Source organism: Candidatus Nitrotoga arctica (assembly GCF_918378365.1).
Classification (GTDB): domain Bacteria; phylum Pseudomonadota; class Gammaproteobacteria; order Burkholderiales; family Gallionellaceae; genus Nitrotoga; species Nitrotoga arctica.
Genome location: NZ_OU912926.1, coordinates 1,517,948 through 1,534,835, shown reverse-complemented (window position 1 = coordinate 1,534,835; position 16,888 = coordinate 1,517,948). Strand labels below are relative to the sequence as shown.

13 protein-coding genes are annotated in these 16,888 nt (G+C 49.3%); 7 read left to right on the top strand and 6 right to left on the bottom strand.

Annotation, left to right across the window (positions count from 1 at the left end):
• Positions 1-73: 73 nt before the first annotated feature.
• The 6 genes from mtgA to MKZ32_RS06815 all read right to left on the bottom strand — a co-directional run bounded on the left by mtgA (position 74) and on the right by MKZ32_RS06815 (position 6,494).
• A complete protein-coding gene (gene mtgA, locus MKZ32_RS06840; protein WP_239796584.1) occupies positions 74-769 on the bottom strand; it encodes a monofunctional biosynthetic peptidoglycan transglycosylase in 696 nt (231 codons plus the stop codon).
• A gap of 22 nt (positions 770-791) precedes the next feature.
• Positions 792-1,670 carry a shikimate dehydrogenase gene (gene aroE / locus MKZ32_RS06835; protein ID WP_239796583.1) on the bottom strand — a complete coding sequence of 293 codons (879 nt, stop codon included), beginning with the start codon at positions 1,668-1,670 and terminating at the stop codon, positions 792-794.
• Between the two features lie 330 nt (positions 1,671-2,000).
• Positions 2,001-3,056 carry a tetratricopeptide repeat protein gene (locus MKZ32_RS06830; protein ID WP_239796582.1) on the bottom strand — a complete coding sequence of 352 codons (1,056 nt, stop codon included), beginning with the start codon at positions 3,054-3,056 and terminating at the stop codon, positions 2,001-2,003.
• Positions 3,057-3,206: 150 nt separating this feature from the next.
• Complete coding sequence (locus tag MKZ32_RS06825) at positions 3,207-3,611, bottom strand: ExbD/TolR family protein (RefSeq protein WP_239796581.1); 405 nt, start codon at positions 3,609-3,611, stop codon at positions 3,207-3,209.
• A 13-nt stretch (positions 3,612-3,624) separates the two neighbouring features.
• Positions 3,625-4,281 (bottom strand): MotA/TolQ/ExbB proton channel family protein, encoded by a 657-nt coding sequence (locus MKZ32_RS06820; RefSeq protein ID WP_239796580.1) that lies wholly within the window; start codon positions 4,279-4,281, stop codon positions 3,625-3,627.
• Entirely contained in the window at positions 4,278-6,494 is a 2,217-nt protein-coding gene (locus MKZ32_RS06815) for a TonB family protein (protein WP_239796579.1), read from the bottom strand. Before MKZ32_RS06815 ends, MKZ32_RS06820 begins: the two co-directional genes overlap by 4 nt.
• Before the next feature lie 954 nt (positions 6,495-7,448).
• On the opposite strand from MKZ32_RS06815, the gene thiO reads away from it, so the two are divergent.
• From thiO to MKZ32_RS15435, 7 genes are all read left to right on the top strand, one after another.
• The gene (gene thiO / locus MKZ32_RS06810; protein WP_239796578.1) at positions 7,449-8,537 is read left to right on the top strand and encodes a glycine oxidase ThiO; all 1,089 of its coding nucleotides are present in this window, start codon (positions 7,449-7,451) and stop codon (positions 8,535-8,537) included.
• Between the two features lie 474 nt (positions 8,538-9,011).
• Positions 9,012-9,869, top strand: a complete 858-nt coding sequence (locus MKZ32_RS06805; RefSeq protein ID WP_239796577.1) for a sterol desaturase family protein — start codon at positions 9,012-9,014, stop codon at positions 9,867-9,869.
• 166 nt (positions 9,870-10,035) lie between these two features.
• A complete protein-coding gene (locus tag MKZ32_RS06800; protein WP_239796576.1) occupies positions 10,036-10,275 on the top strand; it encodes an accessory factor UbiK family protein in 240 nt (79 codons plus the stop codon).
• Between the two features lie 4 nt (positions 10,276-10,279).
• Positions 10,280-11,776 carry a YifB family Mg chelatase-like AAA ATPase gene (locus MKZ32_RS06795; RefSeq protein ID WP_239796575.1) on the top strand — a complete coding sequence of 499 codons (1,497 nt, stop codon included), beginning with the start codon at positions 10,280-10,282 and terminating at the stop codon, positions 11,774-11,776.
• A 220-nt stretch (positions 11,777-11,996) separates the two neighbouring features.
• Positions 11,997-12,965, top strand: a complete 969-nt coding sequence (ispB, locus tag MKZ32_RS06790) for an octaprenyl diphosphate synthase (RefSeq protein WP_239796574.1) — start codon at positions 11,997-11,999, stop codon at positions 12,963-12,965.
• Between the two features lie 392 nt (positions 12,966-13,357).
• The gene (locus MKZ32_RS06785) at positions 13,358-15,061 is read left to right on the top strand and encodes a GGDEF domain-containing protein (RefSeq protein WP_239796573.1); all 1,704 of its coding nucleotides are present in this window, start codon (positions 13,358-13,360) and stop codon (positions 15,059-15,061) included.
• Positions 15,062-15,336: 275 nt separating this feature from the next.
• On the top strand, positions 15,337-16,830 hold the full coding sequence (locus MKZ32_RS15435; RefSeq protein ID WP_275584266.1) for a flagellin N-terminal helical domain-containing protein: 1,494 nt from the start codon (positions 15,337-15,339) through the stop codon (positions 16,828-16,830).
• Positions 16,831-16,888 lie beyond the last annotated feature (58 nt).

Here is a 16,888-nt window from a genome sequence, read left to right as displayed (position 1 = left end):
TTTGAGTTAGAAATCTTCGACAACTAAAAACGAGGAAAAATATCGTTTATGTTCTAGGGTCTTGCGTTAATATTCAAGGGATTTCCGCAAAATTCATCCGTCTTAAAATAATGTCTGCCTTTCTTAACATACCTCGCGCTTCGCGGTGTTGGTCATAGTAGCGCGGGTTAGGAACCATGGCGGCAAGTTTGGCGGCTTGTGTCGCAGAAAGCTGCGTTGAGCTGACACGGTAATAATACCGAGCTGCTGCCTCAGCACCGAACACGCCATTGCCCCACTCTATAACGTTCAAATAAATCTCAAAAATTCGTTGTTTGGTCATCATCTGTTCCAGCATTATGGTGATGAGAACTTCCTCTGCCTTACGCCATGGCGTGCGCTTGGTAGATAAAAATAGATTTTTTGCCAACTGCTGACTGATGGTAGAGCCACCTGCCACGATCTTGCCCTTTTTCATGTTTTTTTCGTAAGCCTTCTGGATGCCTTCCCAATCGAAGCCTTCATGGTCAACGAATTTTGCGTCTTCAGAAGCAATCAGTGCGCGTTTGAGATTGTTGGATATCTTTGCATAGGGTACCCACTGGTGCCGTAATTCAGCATCCGGATGCTTGTTTTGCATCATTAACAATCGTTGATCCATGAAAGAACTAGTGGAGGGATTGTTTTTTACCCACCATGCAATATGCGCAAAAATCCACAGTTGGTAGAGCAATAAAAGTAGCAGTAGCGCTCCAACTATTCGCCATATCCACGACCACAGTTTTTTCATGGCGTCGTGCCCTTCAGTTTGCTCAAATCAGACGCAGTTTGGCGATGACAGGGGCGGTATCGGGGCGTATGTTGCGCCATAGAAAAAATGACTCGGCGGCTTGCTCAACCAGCATGCCGAGTCCATCCGCAAGCCGCGCTGCGGCTTGCTCTTTAGCGAAAATCAAGAAAGGGGTTTCTTTTCCATACATCATGTCGTAGGCCAGCGCATTAGGCGCGAAAATCCCTCCATATTTCGGGTTTTCTTCAATTGAAAAAGGTAAGTTAGGGGAAGAAAGTGAGAAAGCGCTTTCTCCTCGCGGCAACGGTGGGAGTGAGTCTGCCAAGCTACTGGAAGTCGCATTAATCACGCAATCAAATTGCGAACCTGCAAGTGCGATGTAGCTGCTACCCTGAATGGGGCCGTGCGCGGAAAATAGAGCAGCCAATTGGTAAGCCTTATCTTCAGTGCGATTCGCTACCGTGATAATTGCTCCTGCATTGAGTAATGGTAGCGCCACGCCATAGGCCGCACCCCCTGCCCCCATTAGCAATACGCGCTTGCCTTGAAATATGAAACCAAGATTATGTTCGATGTCTGCTACTAATCCTGCGCCGTCGGTGTTATCGCCTATTATCTCTGTACCATCAAACTTTAGAGTATTCACGGCCTGAGCCGCTTGTGCGCGGACGGTGAGTTGAGTGGCAAGCTGGAACGCCTCAAACTTGAACGGAACGGTCACGTTCATGCCGCGACATCCCTCATCTCGTAAAGCCAGCACGGTGTCTCGGAAGCCATTCAGCGGTGCGGAGATGGCCTCATAGCTTAAATCCTGCCCGGTCTGACGGGCGAATTGAGCGTGAATAAGCGGGGATTTACTGTGCGAAATTGGGTTGCCGATTACGGCGTAACGGTCAGTCATAGTGCTGCGATTATAACGTTACCGCACCCTTTATGAATCCACTTATCGCTCGGATTATCACCATGCGCTTGAACAGAGTGCTATTTTTATTGATTAGCCGAAGGTGTACCTTTATGCCGCGCAGATTATTTACTCGACAGTTAAATATTAAACTTAATGATGATACCTCGATGCAGACATTAACCGAAAGGCGTAGGCATGCAGTCAAACTTCAAGGAAAGGGAGGTGGGTGAATGACGTTACGCGGAAGTGTAGGTACAGCGTGGCAAAGTCATCGCTGCGCATAAGACGTATTGTCTGGGTGGGTGGTTGGGCGAGGATGATTGCAATTCACCGTGCCAGCGCAGCTTGTGCATTAGGATCTCCCTGTGCCGCGGCTTTTTGCCACCATTCGCGTGCCTTGGCATCATCTTTTGGTATTCCTTCACCAATTTGATACATCGAGCCAAGTATGAATTGCGCTTCTGGATCTCCCTGTAAAGCAGCTTTTTGATACCAATCCGCAGCTTTAGCTGCATTTATGGCTGAGCCTTCGCCATTGCGATACATATGACCAAGGAGAGTTTGCGCAATCGGATATCCTTGCTCAGCAGATTTCTGATACCACTCTACGGCTTTAGTAGCATCCTTGGCAACGCCTTCGCCATTGCGATACATTCCGCCAAGGATAAATTGCGCACCCGCATCTCCCTGCACAGCAGCTTTCTCATACCACTCAATTGCCTTAGCGGCGTCCTTGGGTACGCCTAACAACCCTTTGCGATACATCATACCAACTGCATATTGCGCACTAGGATCTCCCTGTGCAGCAGCTTTTTGGTACCACTCTACGGCTTTAGTAGCATCCTTGGCAACGCCTTCGCCATTACGATACATCCAGCCAAGATTAAGTTGCGCACCTGCGTCTCCCCGTGCAGCGGCCTTCTCATACCACTCTATGGCTTTATTAGTATCTTTATCTACACCCTCGCCTTTGCGGTATATATTACCAAGCATGGTCTGTGCAGCCGCATGTCCCTGAGTAGCAGATTTCTGAAACCACTCTCTGGCTTTAGCATAGTCCTGGGCGACATTATCGCCATTACGATACTTTATACCCAGTGCATATTCGGCATTACTATCCCCTTGGGCCGCTTCTTTCTGATATGACTCAATAGTTTTTGCAGGTTTACGAACATCTAAATCTTGATCATTGATATTTTTGATATCCAATTGCTTTTTTGTATTTGCTGTTTCAATCTCCTGCTGCATTGGCGTCAATATGTTTTCTGGTGACAATTCTTTTGATACGCCAGGAACCTCTTTAACAACCGTTTTTTCAGTAGTAGAGCAAGCAGCAAGAATGGTGACAAACAAGAATAAAATCGTTAGGTGTAAGAAATTCATGGTGAGCTTTCCAGAGTAGACAGTTCAAATTTACCGAGTGATTTTATCCCATCTGATTGCGAATAATAATAAGTAACTTCACTCATCATCAAGTAGCATCAGCACCAAGTAATAGTAATTAAGTTTTAAACGGTACATCAATAGTTCTCGTTACTGACGAATTGTTACAAAAGACAGATTGGTTACCCCGGCATGTTGCGCAATTGCCATAAATTCCGCCACGCGACCATAAGGCACGGCCTTGTCTGCCTCAATTTTCATCTGAAACTGCGGATCGGCCGCTCGCTGTTTTAAAATGTCTGCCAGTTGCGAGTCACTCAAAGCGTTGTTGTCAAGCTCGATCTGTCCGTGTGCATCTACAGTCAGCAATGCTGGAAGCAGTTTTATCGGGTCCGAGGCTGCTACCGCTGTAGTTTTGGGCAGAGCAACTTTGAGCGACTGCGGGGTAAGCAGTGGTGCAGTAACGATGAAGACCACCAGCAGCACCAGCATCACATCTACTAGCGGCGTTACATTGATTTCGCTCATCATTCCCTGTTGCGTTGAATTACTCATTGCCATAATGACCTCACAGTTTGAAATTATGTTTAAATGCCAGCCGCACGAAATCGTGCGCGAAATTTTCCAGCTCTGTTACTTGCACGCGCAGGCGGCGCAGGAAATAGTTGTAAGCTAACACTGCGGGGAGCGCAGTGGCGATACCGATGGCAGTCGCAATCAGCGCTTCACCTATCGGTCCGGCAACCACATCCAGACTGGCTGAACCGCTTGTGCCTATGTCCTGCAACGCGTGCATGATGCCCCAGACCGTACCGAACAAACCGACGAACGGCGAGGTCGAGCCTATCGTAGCGAGTTCGGCCAAGCCACGTTCATGATAGCGTTGCATATTTTCCACTTGCTGCCGCAGCATGCGTTCCAATACGTCTTGCGGCGCACCGATATGTTTCAAGTCTTGCTGTTCAGCACTCAAGTTTTTCACTTCGGCAAAACCTGCTTGCGCCAACCGCGCCAAGTCGCTCGAACCTTGCTGCGCCACCTCAGCCGCAGCGTGCCAGTCGCGTGCGGCCCAGAAGACATCACTGAAGGCACGATTGGATTTATCGTTCCGCATTTGCCGCCATAGTTTGAGCAAGGCAATTGACCAAGTCGCTACGGACAGAAAAATAAGAAGTAGCAGTGTGGCAGCTACAACAGGCGAACCAACGGAAAATAGATTGTTCATGTTTCGTTATCTTTCAAAGAAAAAATGATTGGTACCTTAAACCATTTGTTAATTGCCTCCCCATCCTGACGGGCAGGGATAAAGTGCCAAGATCTCACGGTTTCTAACGCATTGTCATCGAGCATGGTGTGACCGCTGCTCTTAGCCACACTGACTTGACCGCACGAACCATCGGCCAGTACTTCTACATTCAATATCACCTTGCCTTGCAAACCCATGCGACGTGCTGCAACTGGGTATGATGGGCTCGCATTTTTCAGGTGATAAAATGCTTTGTAACTTGGCTCGCTTTGCTCTGCATTGAGGCGAGCCATTTCGGCTGCGGCACGCGCTTTGGCGTCCGCTTCAGCTTTGGCCTTAGCGAGCGTCGCTTCCTGTTCCGCCCTAATTCTCGCCGCTTCCTGCTCAGCTTTGAGGCGGGCAGCTTCGGCTTCTGCACGCGCTATGGCTTCAGCTTTGGCCTTAGCGAGTGCAGCTTCCTGTTCCGCCCTGAGTCTCGCCGCTTCCTGTTCTGCCTTGAGACGGGCGGCCTCGGCTTCCGCACGTGTCATGGCTTCTGCTCTTGCCCGGGCTTGTGCAGCTTCTTGCTCTGCTCTAAGCCGTGCGGCTTCCGCACGTGTCATGGCTTCTGCCCTTGCTCTAGCCTGAGCAGCTTCATGTTCTGCTCTAGCTCGGGCAGCTTCAACTTCCGCACGTGCCATGGCATCTGCCCTTGCTCTAGCCTGAGCAGCTTCATGTTCTGCTCTAGCTCGGGCAGCTTCAACTTCCGCACGTGCCATGGCATCTGCCCTTGCTCTGGCCTGAGCGGCTTCATGTTCTGCTCTAGCTCGGGCAGCTTCAACTTCCGCACGTGCCATGGCATCTGCCCTTGCTCTGGCCTGAGCGGCTTCATGTTCTGCTCTGGCCTGAGCGGCTTCATGTTCTGCTCTGGCTCGGGCAACTTCAACTTCCGCACGTGCCATGGCATCTGCCCTTGCTCTGGCCTGAGCGGCATCATGTTCTGCTCTGGCTCGGGCAACTTCTTGCTCTGCCCTGAACCGTAGAGCTTCCGCATGTGCCATGGCTTCAGCTTTCGCTCGGGCCTGCACGACCTCTTGTTCTGCCCTGACTCTCACCGCTTCCTGATCTGCTTTAAGGCGAACTTCGGCTTCTACACGCGCTACGGTTTCTGCTCTTGCCCGCGCCTGCGCAGCTTCGTGCTCTACCCTCGCTCTTGTTGCTTCCTGCTCCGTCTTAATGCGTACAGCTTCGGCATGAGCCATGACTGCAGCTTTTACCCGAGCCTGTACAGCTTCGTGCTCTACTCTCGCTCTTGCTGCTTCCTGCGCCGTTTTGATACGGACAGCCTCCGCATGGGCCAAGACGTCAGCTTTTGCCCGAGCTTGCGCTGCTTCGTGTTCTGCCTTGACTCTTATTGCCTCCTGCACCGCCTTAAGACGTATTGCTTCGGCTTCAGCTTTGGCCTGTGCTTGCGCTAAGGCATCTGCTCTTGCTCTAGCCTGCTCAGCTAATTGTTCCGTCTTGGCTTTTGCTACTTCCTGTTCTTCCTTGAGTCTTACAGCTTCGACTTCTGCTCTCGCCTTGACTTCTGCTTGTGCCCTAACTTCTGCTTGTGCTTTGGCTTCTGCTGCTTCTTGCTCTGCCTTGACTCTTTTCGCTTCTTGCATTGCTTCAAGGCGGGCAAGCTCCTTTTCTACTCTTGCTTTGGCTTCTGCTTGTACCTTGGCTAGCGCAGCGGCTTGCTCGGCTTTGGTTTTTGCTGCTTCCTGTTCTACCCTGCGTTGTGCAGCCTCTGCTTCCTCTCTCGCTTTGGCGAGCGCAGCTTCTTGCTCTAGCCTGATTTTTTCCGCCGTTTCGGTATCAATTTTTATTGGATCTGAACTTTTTTCCGGCTCGACAGGTTTCTCAATGGGTATTTCTACTGCCTGTGCAACAGGCTCAGGCTTCAATGGATCAGGCACTGGCTCAGCAACATGCGGCTTTTTCTTACCAGGCAAGGAAGGAGCAGCAGTTGATGGTGATGCAGAAAGTGGAGCAGGCTTGTCAGCCATCGCAACTGTCACCTTCATCTCTCGCATCGGCTTGGAAGCCCCCTGTGATTGTGCCATTGTGGGATACAAAACGACTAAGTGCAGTACCACGACAACCGCAACGACAACCGCTCGCTCACGCGAGGCTGGGGTGGGAGGATAAATATATGAAAGTGGATTCAACTTTATCTCCGCGGGTATGGGTTATGTGCACCCCACGCTGTGACATGCATGGCTACAGTCAAAAATACCTGTACCCAGATTTTATCCATGCTTTTTGCATCCGCGTATTGATTGCTCTGGCTTGGCAAAATTCAACTTACCACTTAACAATAAGTTAAGTCCTTGCACATCGTAAAAATCGATGTCCAGCAGTTTCCGGTACCATGATGTATCTGTTATGTAGCGTAGATATTCGACGGCACTTTTCAATAGCTTGTCGAACACACTCATATGAACCCGGTAATTTGTACAGCTGGAGGGGCCATAAGCTGATAATGCAAGCGCTACACACATAGGTCGAAGACGATTTCCTGCATTGTTGTTGTTCCATGCTAAGACTAGGATCCAGCCATAATTGGCTTGCGCGGGATGTGCTAGCGCGGGATGGAAAAATTCTGTATTACACACTGAACACTGAAATTCTACTTAAAAAAAAGCTTACTTTGCTGTCAATTAAAAATTGAAATTTATACATCACAAGTATCTTAAAGTTTAATTTTTCTTAATTAACGTGCAGCTAAAAGACCAAAAATAGAATTATTAATGATAACGATTCGTAATTATATTCACATTGTAGATGGAATGCAATATTGGAAGAAATAATATTACTAATTTTGCTTAGTACTCAGGGGAGTGTCGGACTGCGCAATTAAATTTCTGTGCACTCACCTCTGTACCGACTCTTGTGCAACCTTAAGCAGCAAAACTAATGGCATCCTGGGGCTTAGTCGTAATCGAAACCTACGATTACGCACGCCCTCAATACATTTAGAAATGTCTTTCGTAGCAGCTATAAAACCAAGATCTTATGATTTACAATCAATAATTTTTTTATTACAAAGAACTAACCATGGGCGATTTCTTAAGTACACGCCAACAATTTTATTGTGCCGGGCTTGATAGCGAACCTAATCAATGATTAGATACTTGAATTCCGATTTTTTAATCATTGGGGGCGGCGTGGCCGGGTTATCGACTGCGCAACGTTTGCTGCAGCAAGGGGCGTTAGTGACCCTGCTGGAGCGTGGTGAGGTTGGACAGGAAGCTTCTTGGGCAGGCGGCGGCATTTTGTCGCCGCTGTGTCCGTGGAATTATCCCGATGAAGTTACGCGCCTAACTACTCGTGGCGCAGAGCTATTTTCGGCATGGGCAAAAGAATTGCATGCGGTTACTGGCATAGATCCGGAATATGAGACAAGCGGAATGGTGGTTTTGCCACCATTTGATACACAGGAAGCAGAGCAATGGTGCGCGGCGCATAGGGCTTATTCAGTGCATCAAGTCCGTGCAACAGACTATAACCTGCTCGCGCAAGGCGATGCGCTCTATTTGCCGGAAGTCGCTCAGGTACGTAATCCGAGGTTATTGCGCGCCTTGCGTCAGCATGTGGAATCGCTTGGGGGGCGTGTCATCGAACAATGTGCAGTAAGTGATATTGTGGTCGAAAATGGGCGAGTACAAACACTCATCACGTCCAGCGGCAAGTGTAACGCACAGAACTATATCGTTACCGCCGGAGCATGGAGCAAGGAAGTATTGGGACGAAATGCACTACGATTAGATATTAAGCCGATACGCGGGCAGATGCTGTTGTTCAAGTTCGATGTGTCGCCGCTCCGTCATATTGTGTTGCAAGACGGTTTGTATTTGATCCCGCGTCGGGATGGACACCTACTGGTCGGTAGTACGCTGGAGGACGTAGGTTTTGATCAGCGCACGACCCGTGAGGCACGCGACATGTTGTGGCAACGTGCCCAAAAATTGTTACCATCCCTGCGCAACATGTCGTTGGTACAACACTGGGCCGGATTGCGTCCCGCTTCGCCGCACAATATCCCCACCATCGGACGACATCCGCAGCTGGACAATCTTTACCTTAATAGCGGGCATTTTCGTTATGGCGTGACCATGGCTCCGTCCAGCGTCGAAATTCTGTTAAATGAAATCACAGGTGCGCAACAACCATTCGATGTCACACCTTATCAGGCTGGGTGGGGCGCTTAAAAATGCTTCCATTTTTATTCTTAGTAAATATATATTTTGAAAAAATATGCTGACGAAATAAATTTCTATCCCGCTGGTTAGAAGATGCTGATGTAGTGTTTAATTGCACAAGTTAATAATATTGCAAAGCTCGATACCTTTGACTGTTCGCTCATGCCAAGCGAACGGCAATACATTCTTAAATTATGCGCAGCCGTGAAGTCTTTAAATAACTTGCGTAAGCTTGTCAATACTTTCAAAACTTGCTTCCCGCAGTGCTTCGCGCTGCAAAATTCCGCATCATAATTTCAATCTGGTCAAACAAACTCGAGATTAGGCGTAAAGTGGAATATCAAGTTTGGGTGAACAACGAGCCAGTAGATACTTCCTTCGTGGGTCGTTCGAAACCGTCGTCAAGTTCTTGCAAAAACATGCGAAGTAAGCGCATGGCGCAGATGTGTGGCCAAGCTATGATGTGACAAAGGGATTTCTGTTATGAACGCATTCATGCTGCAACATGAACTTGCCATTCGCTTGGCCTGCTTCTTCTGTGTATTCTGCAGCATGTCACTGTGGGAGCTTGCCGCGCCGCGGCGTCGGCCCACCGTGTCCAAGCACTTGCGCTGGGCAAACAACCTTGTGCTGGTGGTGCTCAACAGCGTTTTGTTACGTGCGCTGTTCCCGGCTGCGGCGGTGGGAGTGGCAGCATTTGCCACCCAGCAGAGCTGGGGACTGCTGAATTATTTCGTCATCCCATTGTGGATGGCCGTGCTGATCTCGGTTGTATTACTGGACTTCGTTATTTATCTCCAGCACGTGATGTTCCACGCCGTGCCGCTGCTGTGGCGCCTGCATCGCGTGCATCATGCCGATCTCGATATCGATGTAACGACGGGTACACGTTTTCACCCCATCGAGATCATGCTGTCCATGCTCATCAAGGCTGCGGTGATCCTGTTACTGGGCCCGCCCGTGGTGGCGGTGGTGATCTTTGAGGTATTGCTCAACGCCACCTCCCTGTTCAACCACGGCAATGTGCGTATGTCTCCGGCGCTGGACAGATTGCTACGCTTGCTCTTGGTGACGCCTGACATGCATCGCGTACACCATTCTATCGAGGAGGATGAGACTAATAGCAACTTCGCTTTTAATCTGTCCATGTGGGATCGGCTTTTCGGCACCTACCGCGATCAACCTCGCGCGGGGCACGAGGATATGACTACTGGCATCAGCACCTTTCGTGAGGTCAATCACTGTGTTTGGCTGCCAGGTATCTTAATGTTGCCATTCATCGGCAAGGTGACGGATTACGCCATTAATCGTTGGCGTTGGAAAAACGACGATGCATCATAAAGCACATCTCGTTCTAACTTTCGCGCTGGCCATGATGATGGCAATCACGGTAAGTTACCGCGAACATTTCATGCGGTATTTCTTATATTTGAATTATCAGACACAACTATAGCTCAAACAAAGTTTGCTACACTACATACCTCATGCATAAGTATGGAGATACATAATGTTCAATACAAAATTCTTCGATGAAATTTCCGACAAATTAAGCAAAGCAGTGGCTAACAGCCCGGCAAAAGATGTTGAGAAAAATGCCCGCGCTTTGCTGGCGCAAGGGTTTACCAAACTGGATCTTGTGACGCGTGAAGAATTCGATGTACAAACCCAACTGTTATCACACACAATCGAAAAATTGACGGCACTGGAAGCTCGAGTCGTCGCCCTTGAAGCACAACGCAACCCGTAGATAAATGAGCCTCGCGGTTTTATATAGCCGCGCCCTTTCCGGCATGGATGCTGCGCTGGTCACGGTCGAGGTGCATCTGGCCAACGGCCTACCCAGCTTTACCATTGTCGGCCTGCCTGAAACCGAAGTGAAAGAAAGTAAGGATCGCGTCCGTGCAGCCTTACTGACTTGCCAATTTGAATTTCCTAGTCGCCGCATCACTGTTAATCTCGCGCCGGCCGACCTACCCAAGGAAAGCGGACGTTTTGATTTACCCATCGCGCTAGGCATTCTCGCCGCATCCGGGCAGATACCCTCAAACCACCTTGCCGAATATGAATTTGCCGGTGAACTGGCGCTTACCGGCGAACTACGACCGATACGCGGGGCGCTTGCAATGACCTATCACGCAGCATCCAACGGGCGGGCATTTATTCTTCCCGAAATAAATGCTGTCGAAGCGGCGCTGGTAGAAGATGCAGCAGTCTATCCAGCACAATCCTTGTTGCAGGTGGCGGCACATTTATCTGGTCGCGCTGCACTCACCCGTCAAGTTGCCAGTGCACAGCCTGTTATGCCGGACTATCCAGACATGTGTGAAGTGAAGGGTCAAGGGCAGGCCAAGCGCGCGCTTGAGATTGCCGCCGCTGGCGGCCATAGCGTGTTGATGTGCGGTCCGCCTGGTACCGGGAAATCAATGCTGGCAGCGCGTTTCCCCGGCATCCTGCCGCAAATGACTGAAGCTGAAGCATTGGAAAGTGCGGCCATGCAATCGTTAGGCGGCATGTTTGATGTTAGCCGCTGGAAAACGAGACCGTACCGATCACCGCACCACACCGCATCCGCGGTAGCTATGGTCGGCGGCGGCAGCAATCCGCGTCCTGGTGAAATTTCTATCGCAATGCACGGCGTGCTGTTCCTTGATGAATTGCCGGAATTTGAGCGCCATGTACTGGAAGTGCTACGCGAACCGCTGGAGAGTGGACGCATCACCATCTCGCGCGCTGCGCGCCGCGCAGATTTCCGCGCGCAATTTCAGTTACTTGCTGCAATGAACCCTTGCCCGTGTGGCTATTTTGGCCATTACAACGGCAAATGCCGTTGCACCCCCGATCAAATTGCACGCTATCGCGGCAAAATTTCTGGTCCGCTATTAGATCGCATAGACATTCAGATCGAAGTTCCCGCGGTGCCACAAGAAACTCTGCTCAAACAGGCTGATGGAGAATCAAATAGTGATATTCAAGCGCGTGTAAACGTAGCGCGACAACGCGCATTAACCCGCCAGAACAAACCGAACGCACAGCTTACGGTAAGCGAGATTGACGTTCTCTGTGCGCCCGATGCACAAGGTGCCGCACTATTGCAGCAAGCCATCAGTCACCTGAATTTGTCTGCACGCGCTTATCACCGCGTGCTCAAAGTGGCGCGCACTATTGCCGATCTGGCAGGCAACGAAAACATCCTTGCTTCTCACATCGCCGAGGCTGTACAGTATCGCAGGATGGGCAGGCAAGGATAATTTAACAGTAACAATTTCATACCTCTAACCTTATTTCCGGCCGGTATAATCGCCATTAATGAGAGGTAATTAATTTCCATAGTGCAATTCCGGCACTTAATTTCTATGCAAGGTTGCTACCGCAAAATGATGTTTGCTTGACACGGTATCTGTACAATCCATACCATCGCGGGTTTTATTAATTACCACCGTTTTTAATTGTCATTATTAGGGGTTTGTTGTGTCGTTTGAAGCTATAAAACAATCTCTTGCCTCAGATATGTCCGTTGTGGACAGAATTATACGTACCCGTTTACATTCAGATGTAGCACTGGTCAACCAAATGAGCGAGTACATTATCAATAATGGCGGCAAACGGCTACGCCCAGCCTTAGTGGTGTTATCCGCCAAAGCATTAGGTTACACGGGAGAGTATCATCACTGCTTGGCAGCGGTAGTGGAATTTATTCATACCGCCACGTTGCTACACGACGATGTGGTGGATGAATCCGAGCTACGCCGTGGGCACGCAACTGCCAGCGCCTTATTTGGTAATGCAGCCAGTGTACTGGTTGGCGATTTTTTATATTCGCGCGCTTTTCAAATGATGGTGGAAGTAAATAACATGCGTGTGATGCAAACGTTGGCAGATGCTACTAACACTATTGCAGAAGGCGAAGTGTTGCAATTATTGAGCTGTCATGACGCGAGCGTAGATGCAGCCAGTTATTTACGCGTAATCTATTGCAAAACAGCCAAACTATTCGAGGCGGCGATGCGTCTGGGCGCTATCTTGGTGCAGGTTGACAGCGCCAGCGAAGAAGCTGTGGCGAAGTATGGCATGCACTTGGGAACAGCATTCCAATTGGTGGACGATATGCTGGACTATTCTGGGGACGAGCAAACAACCGGCAAAAACTTAGGCGATGACCTATCTGAAGGCAAACCCACATTACCGCTTATTTATGCCATGCAGCATGGTGATGCCCGCCAAGCTGCAATGATAAAGCGAGCCATCGAGCAAGGTAACATCGAAGGTTTTACCGAAGTATTGCAGGTGATAAAACAAACCGGCGCCTTAGAATATACCCGGCAGCAGGCAAAAAAAGAATCCGATGCGGCATGCGCGGCACTGTCCATCCTGCCCGATACGGCTTACAAACAATCTCTACTACAATTAGCTAATTTTGCCGCCACACGGCAATTTTAATTAGGCTGAATCTTGGGTAAATCATCCCCACAGATCTGAAGCCTGCCAGTGACAGCCCCCAAAAAAATTTGACGAAATTGCAAGAATCGCTTGCCAGCTTCAAAAGCGAAGCCTTGAGCTATCGTTCATTCAATAATCAATAAGCTTGATGCACGGTCATCACGCGAATTTATAAAGCATTCACAGTGAATTACAGCGGAAATCAGCTGCTAATCCTAGCTTAGCCGCCCGCTACATACCCTACAATGGGCACCATCCGATGATCATCAACAATGTTTATGAGGTTTTTTGTTTTAACTCTGCTCTCGCACACTAAAATGAGCATTTTCTCGACTTCGTAAAGAGAACTGTAAGAAAGCAAATTTTCGACTATTTAATTTTTAATTAAAGTTATGCCTAATCACACCTCTTCCCAAATCGCGCGATTAACCCTAAGTACCCTGGCGGCTCGCAAGATCGCTCCAACGCCGGATAATTATACGCGCCTGTATCAGGAAATTAGTGGCAACCACGATGCCAATAGTACGGTCCAAATTTTGACATCAGAGGCGCAGCTTCCTCAAAAATCAATCGACGACCAATTGAAACTGGCATGGCCAAATTTGATTCGTGACCTGCTCACACAAATGGAAGCTTCGCACAAAGGCATCACTATTTCACGCAAAAAACAAAGCGTTGTAACCGTTCTAAATAGATTCAATAATGACTCCAATGCCCTGTTCACAAAATTACAGAGCCTAATAGTTTCCTGGAAAGAAACAACTTCGTCTAATCCTCGCGAATTAATCCCGACAAAACTTGAATCGGAAGCAGAAGATAACATTTTGCCACCTGACACCGTAAATGTTAATAACATTATTCACAGCAGCCATCCTGACGTGGCTATTGATACGACAATAGATATTGAACTGGTAGAACAACTGCGCGAGTTGCTGGCGCAGTCTCTTGAAAGCATAAACAACGAAGATCCCGATTTGAAGAGTGAAATTCAGGTACTGGCCCAACAGACACGCGCCACCGGCGATTATGGTCAAGCCATTAAGCTGAATAAGCAACTACGCAAGCTCTGGATAAAGCTGGAATTACGCGACAACGATAATTTCAACATTCAGGAAGGATTGATGCGTCTATTTCGCCTGTTGGTGGAAAACGTCGGCGAACTGGTGACCGAAGACAAGTGGCTGCACGACCAGATTCTTAACCTACAGGAAATCATCGAGAATCCCATCAGTAAACACACAATCGCCACTGCGGAACGCAACCTGCGCAGCACGATCATTAAGCAAGGCTTGCTAAGACAAAACATGATCGATGCCAAGATCACGCTTAAAAGTCTGATGACCACCTTCATCGATCGCCTGAGCGAAATGACCGACAGCACTAGTGCATATCACACTAAAATTGAAGGTTATAGCCTGGAAATCGGACAAGCAGATAACTTAACTGAATTAAGCCACATCCTGGGCGACATCATGCAAGACACGCGCATCATTCAGGCTATCTCAATGCGCTCACATGAAGAGCTGGTTAGCACACGAAAACAGGCGCACATTGCCGAAGAACGTGTCAAACAACTGGAGCAAGAACTCGAACAAGTAAGCGAATTAGTACGCGAGGACCAACTTACTGGGGCACTCAACCGACGCGGGCTCGATGATGTACTGGATCGCGAAATAAAACGCGCAGACCGCCAGCAAACGCCAGTCAGCATTGCGCTGCTCGACATTGATAATTTTAAGCAACTTAACGACTCCTTGGGTCACCAGACCGGCGACCAAGCACTAGTGCATTTAATCCAGGTAATTAAAAATGCCCTCCGCCCGACCGATGAAGTAGCACGTTATGGCGGCGAAGAATTCCTGATTATCCTGATAGATACTAGCCTGGAAGAGGCAATGGCCACCATAATCCGCCTGCAGCGCGAGCTCACTAAAAATCTTTTTCTACATAACAATAACCGACAGCTGATTACCTTTAGCGCCGGGGTTGCACTACATACTAGTGGCGAAGACCCTGAATCAACAATCGGACGGGCAGATAAAGCCATGTACAACGCCAAACGAGCCGGTAAAAATCGTGTATTTGCGGCCGATTGACGGGAAGAGTGTGATTCAGATTTAGTGGTTCCATTATGCGATTTTTGTAAATTATACTACAATAAACATAGTGTTATGAATTAGCAAGAATTCCTGTCAGCGACCAATTGTAATGAGATCTTCTACGCCTCAGACAAAAAAATAAGCATGTACTAAAGTTTTCTCAGCCCTTTCCGTTAACTGTACTAACCGAGGTTGATGAGCCTGAAAAATCTGGCCAGCCAAAGTAAATGGCAATCATGCCGTACAACAAACACAGTTAAAGGAGCATTAAAATGCCTTCATTCATTAATACCAACATTTCATCCCTGAATGCACAACGCAACCTGAACACATCGCAAAGCATGCTGCAAACCTCCTTGCAACGTTTGTCTTCCGGCTTACGCATCAACGGCGCCAAAGACGACGCAGCGGGACTAGCGATTTCGAACCGTATGACTTCACAAATCAACGGTAACACCCAAGCCGCACGTAACGCCAACGATGGCATCTCCTTGGCGCAAACAGCTGAAGGCGATTTGTCACAGATCGGTGCCAACTTACAACGGATGCGTGACTTGGCGGTTCAATCGGCCAATGGCACCAATTCCGTGTCTGACCGTGCCGCACTGAATAGCGAAATGCAATCGCTAGGTGCTGAAATCGACCGTGTTGCACAAAACTCCTCATTCAACGGCGTGAAGCTGTTGGATGGTACGTTCACTGCACAGAACTTCCAAGTCGGCGCAGGTGGAACTGCCAACGACCAAATCTCGATCAACACGATTTCCAGCGCACGTACCACACAACTGGGCAGCGCTGGAGCAACAACTGCGGCCACACGAACCGGAGCAGCCACAACAGCCGCGCTTGTTGCTGGTGATGTAACGCTGAATGGTTTCCAGGTAGGCGCGTCAAATATCGGTTCATTGCCCGGCCAGAGTGCCGCCAGTGCCTATTCCATCGCATCAGCCATCAATGCCATTTCCTCTCAGTCAGGTGTCACTGCAACAGCGAATGCAACCACTCTCACTGGCGCTGCAGCATCGGTATTTGCTGGCGTTACTGCCGCCAACAGTTTCAGTGTAAACGGCATCGCAGTAGGCGCGATTGCTGGCGGTGCTACGGCCGCAGGTCAAGGTGCCAACGTTGCGGCAGCCATCAACTCGGTTTCCGACCAATCCGGGGTGACAGCCACAGCAAATGCGTCCACTGGAGTGGTTAGTCTATCAGCTGTGGATGGACGTGACATCAGTCTGCTAGCACTAGGTACTACCAATGCTGCTACTGCTTTAACGACCTTTGGTTTGGTAACCGGTGACGTTGCAGGCCCAGTTGCCGCTGTAACGACTCACGGTACAATCACGCTGAACAGCACCAATGCAGCGGGCATCGTGCAGGGCGGCGGCGCAGCAGCACGCGCCGGACTTACAGCCGGCGGACTCGTCACAGCAGCCACTACCGTCTCCTCGGTCTCCTCCATATCGGCATTGGACATTTCAACCGCAGCAGGTGCGACTGCAGCACTATCCGCTCTTGACGGTGCATTAGTCTCAATAAACAGCTCACGCGCTTCACTCGGTGCTTTTCAAAACCGTTTCGCATCGGTGGTAACCAGTCTGCAAACCTCTACAGAAAATTTGACTGCATCACGCAGCCGCATCGTGGATACCGACTTTGCTGCCGAAACTGCTTCATTATCCCGCAACCAGATCTTGCAACAAGCCGGTACAGCGATGTTGGCGCAGGCGAACCAGATCCCGAACGGAGTAATGGCGCTGTTGAGATAAGTTAGTTAGCTACATAAACCTAGCCGAAGCGATTCGGCTAGGTTTTTAAGAGAAGGAG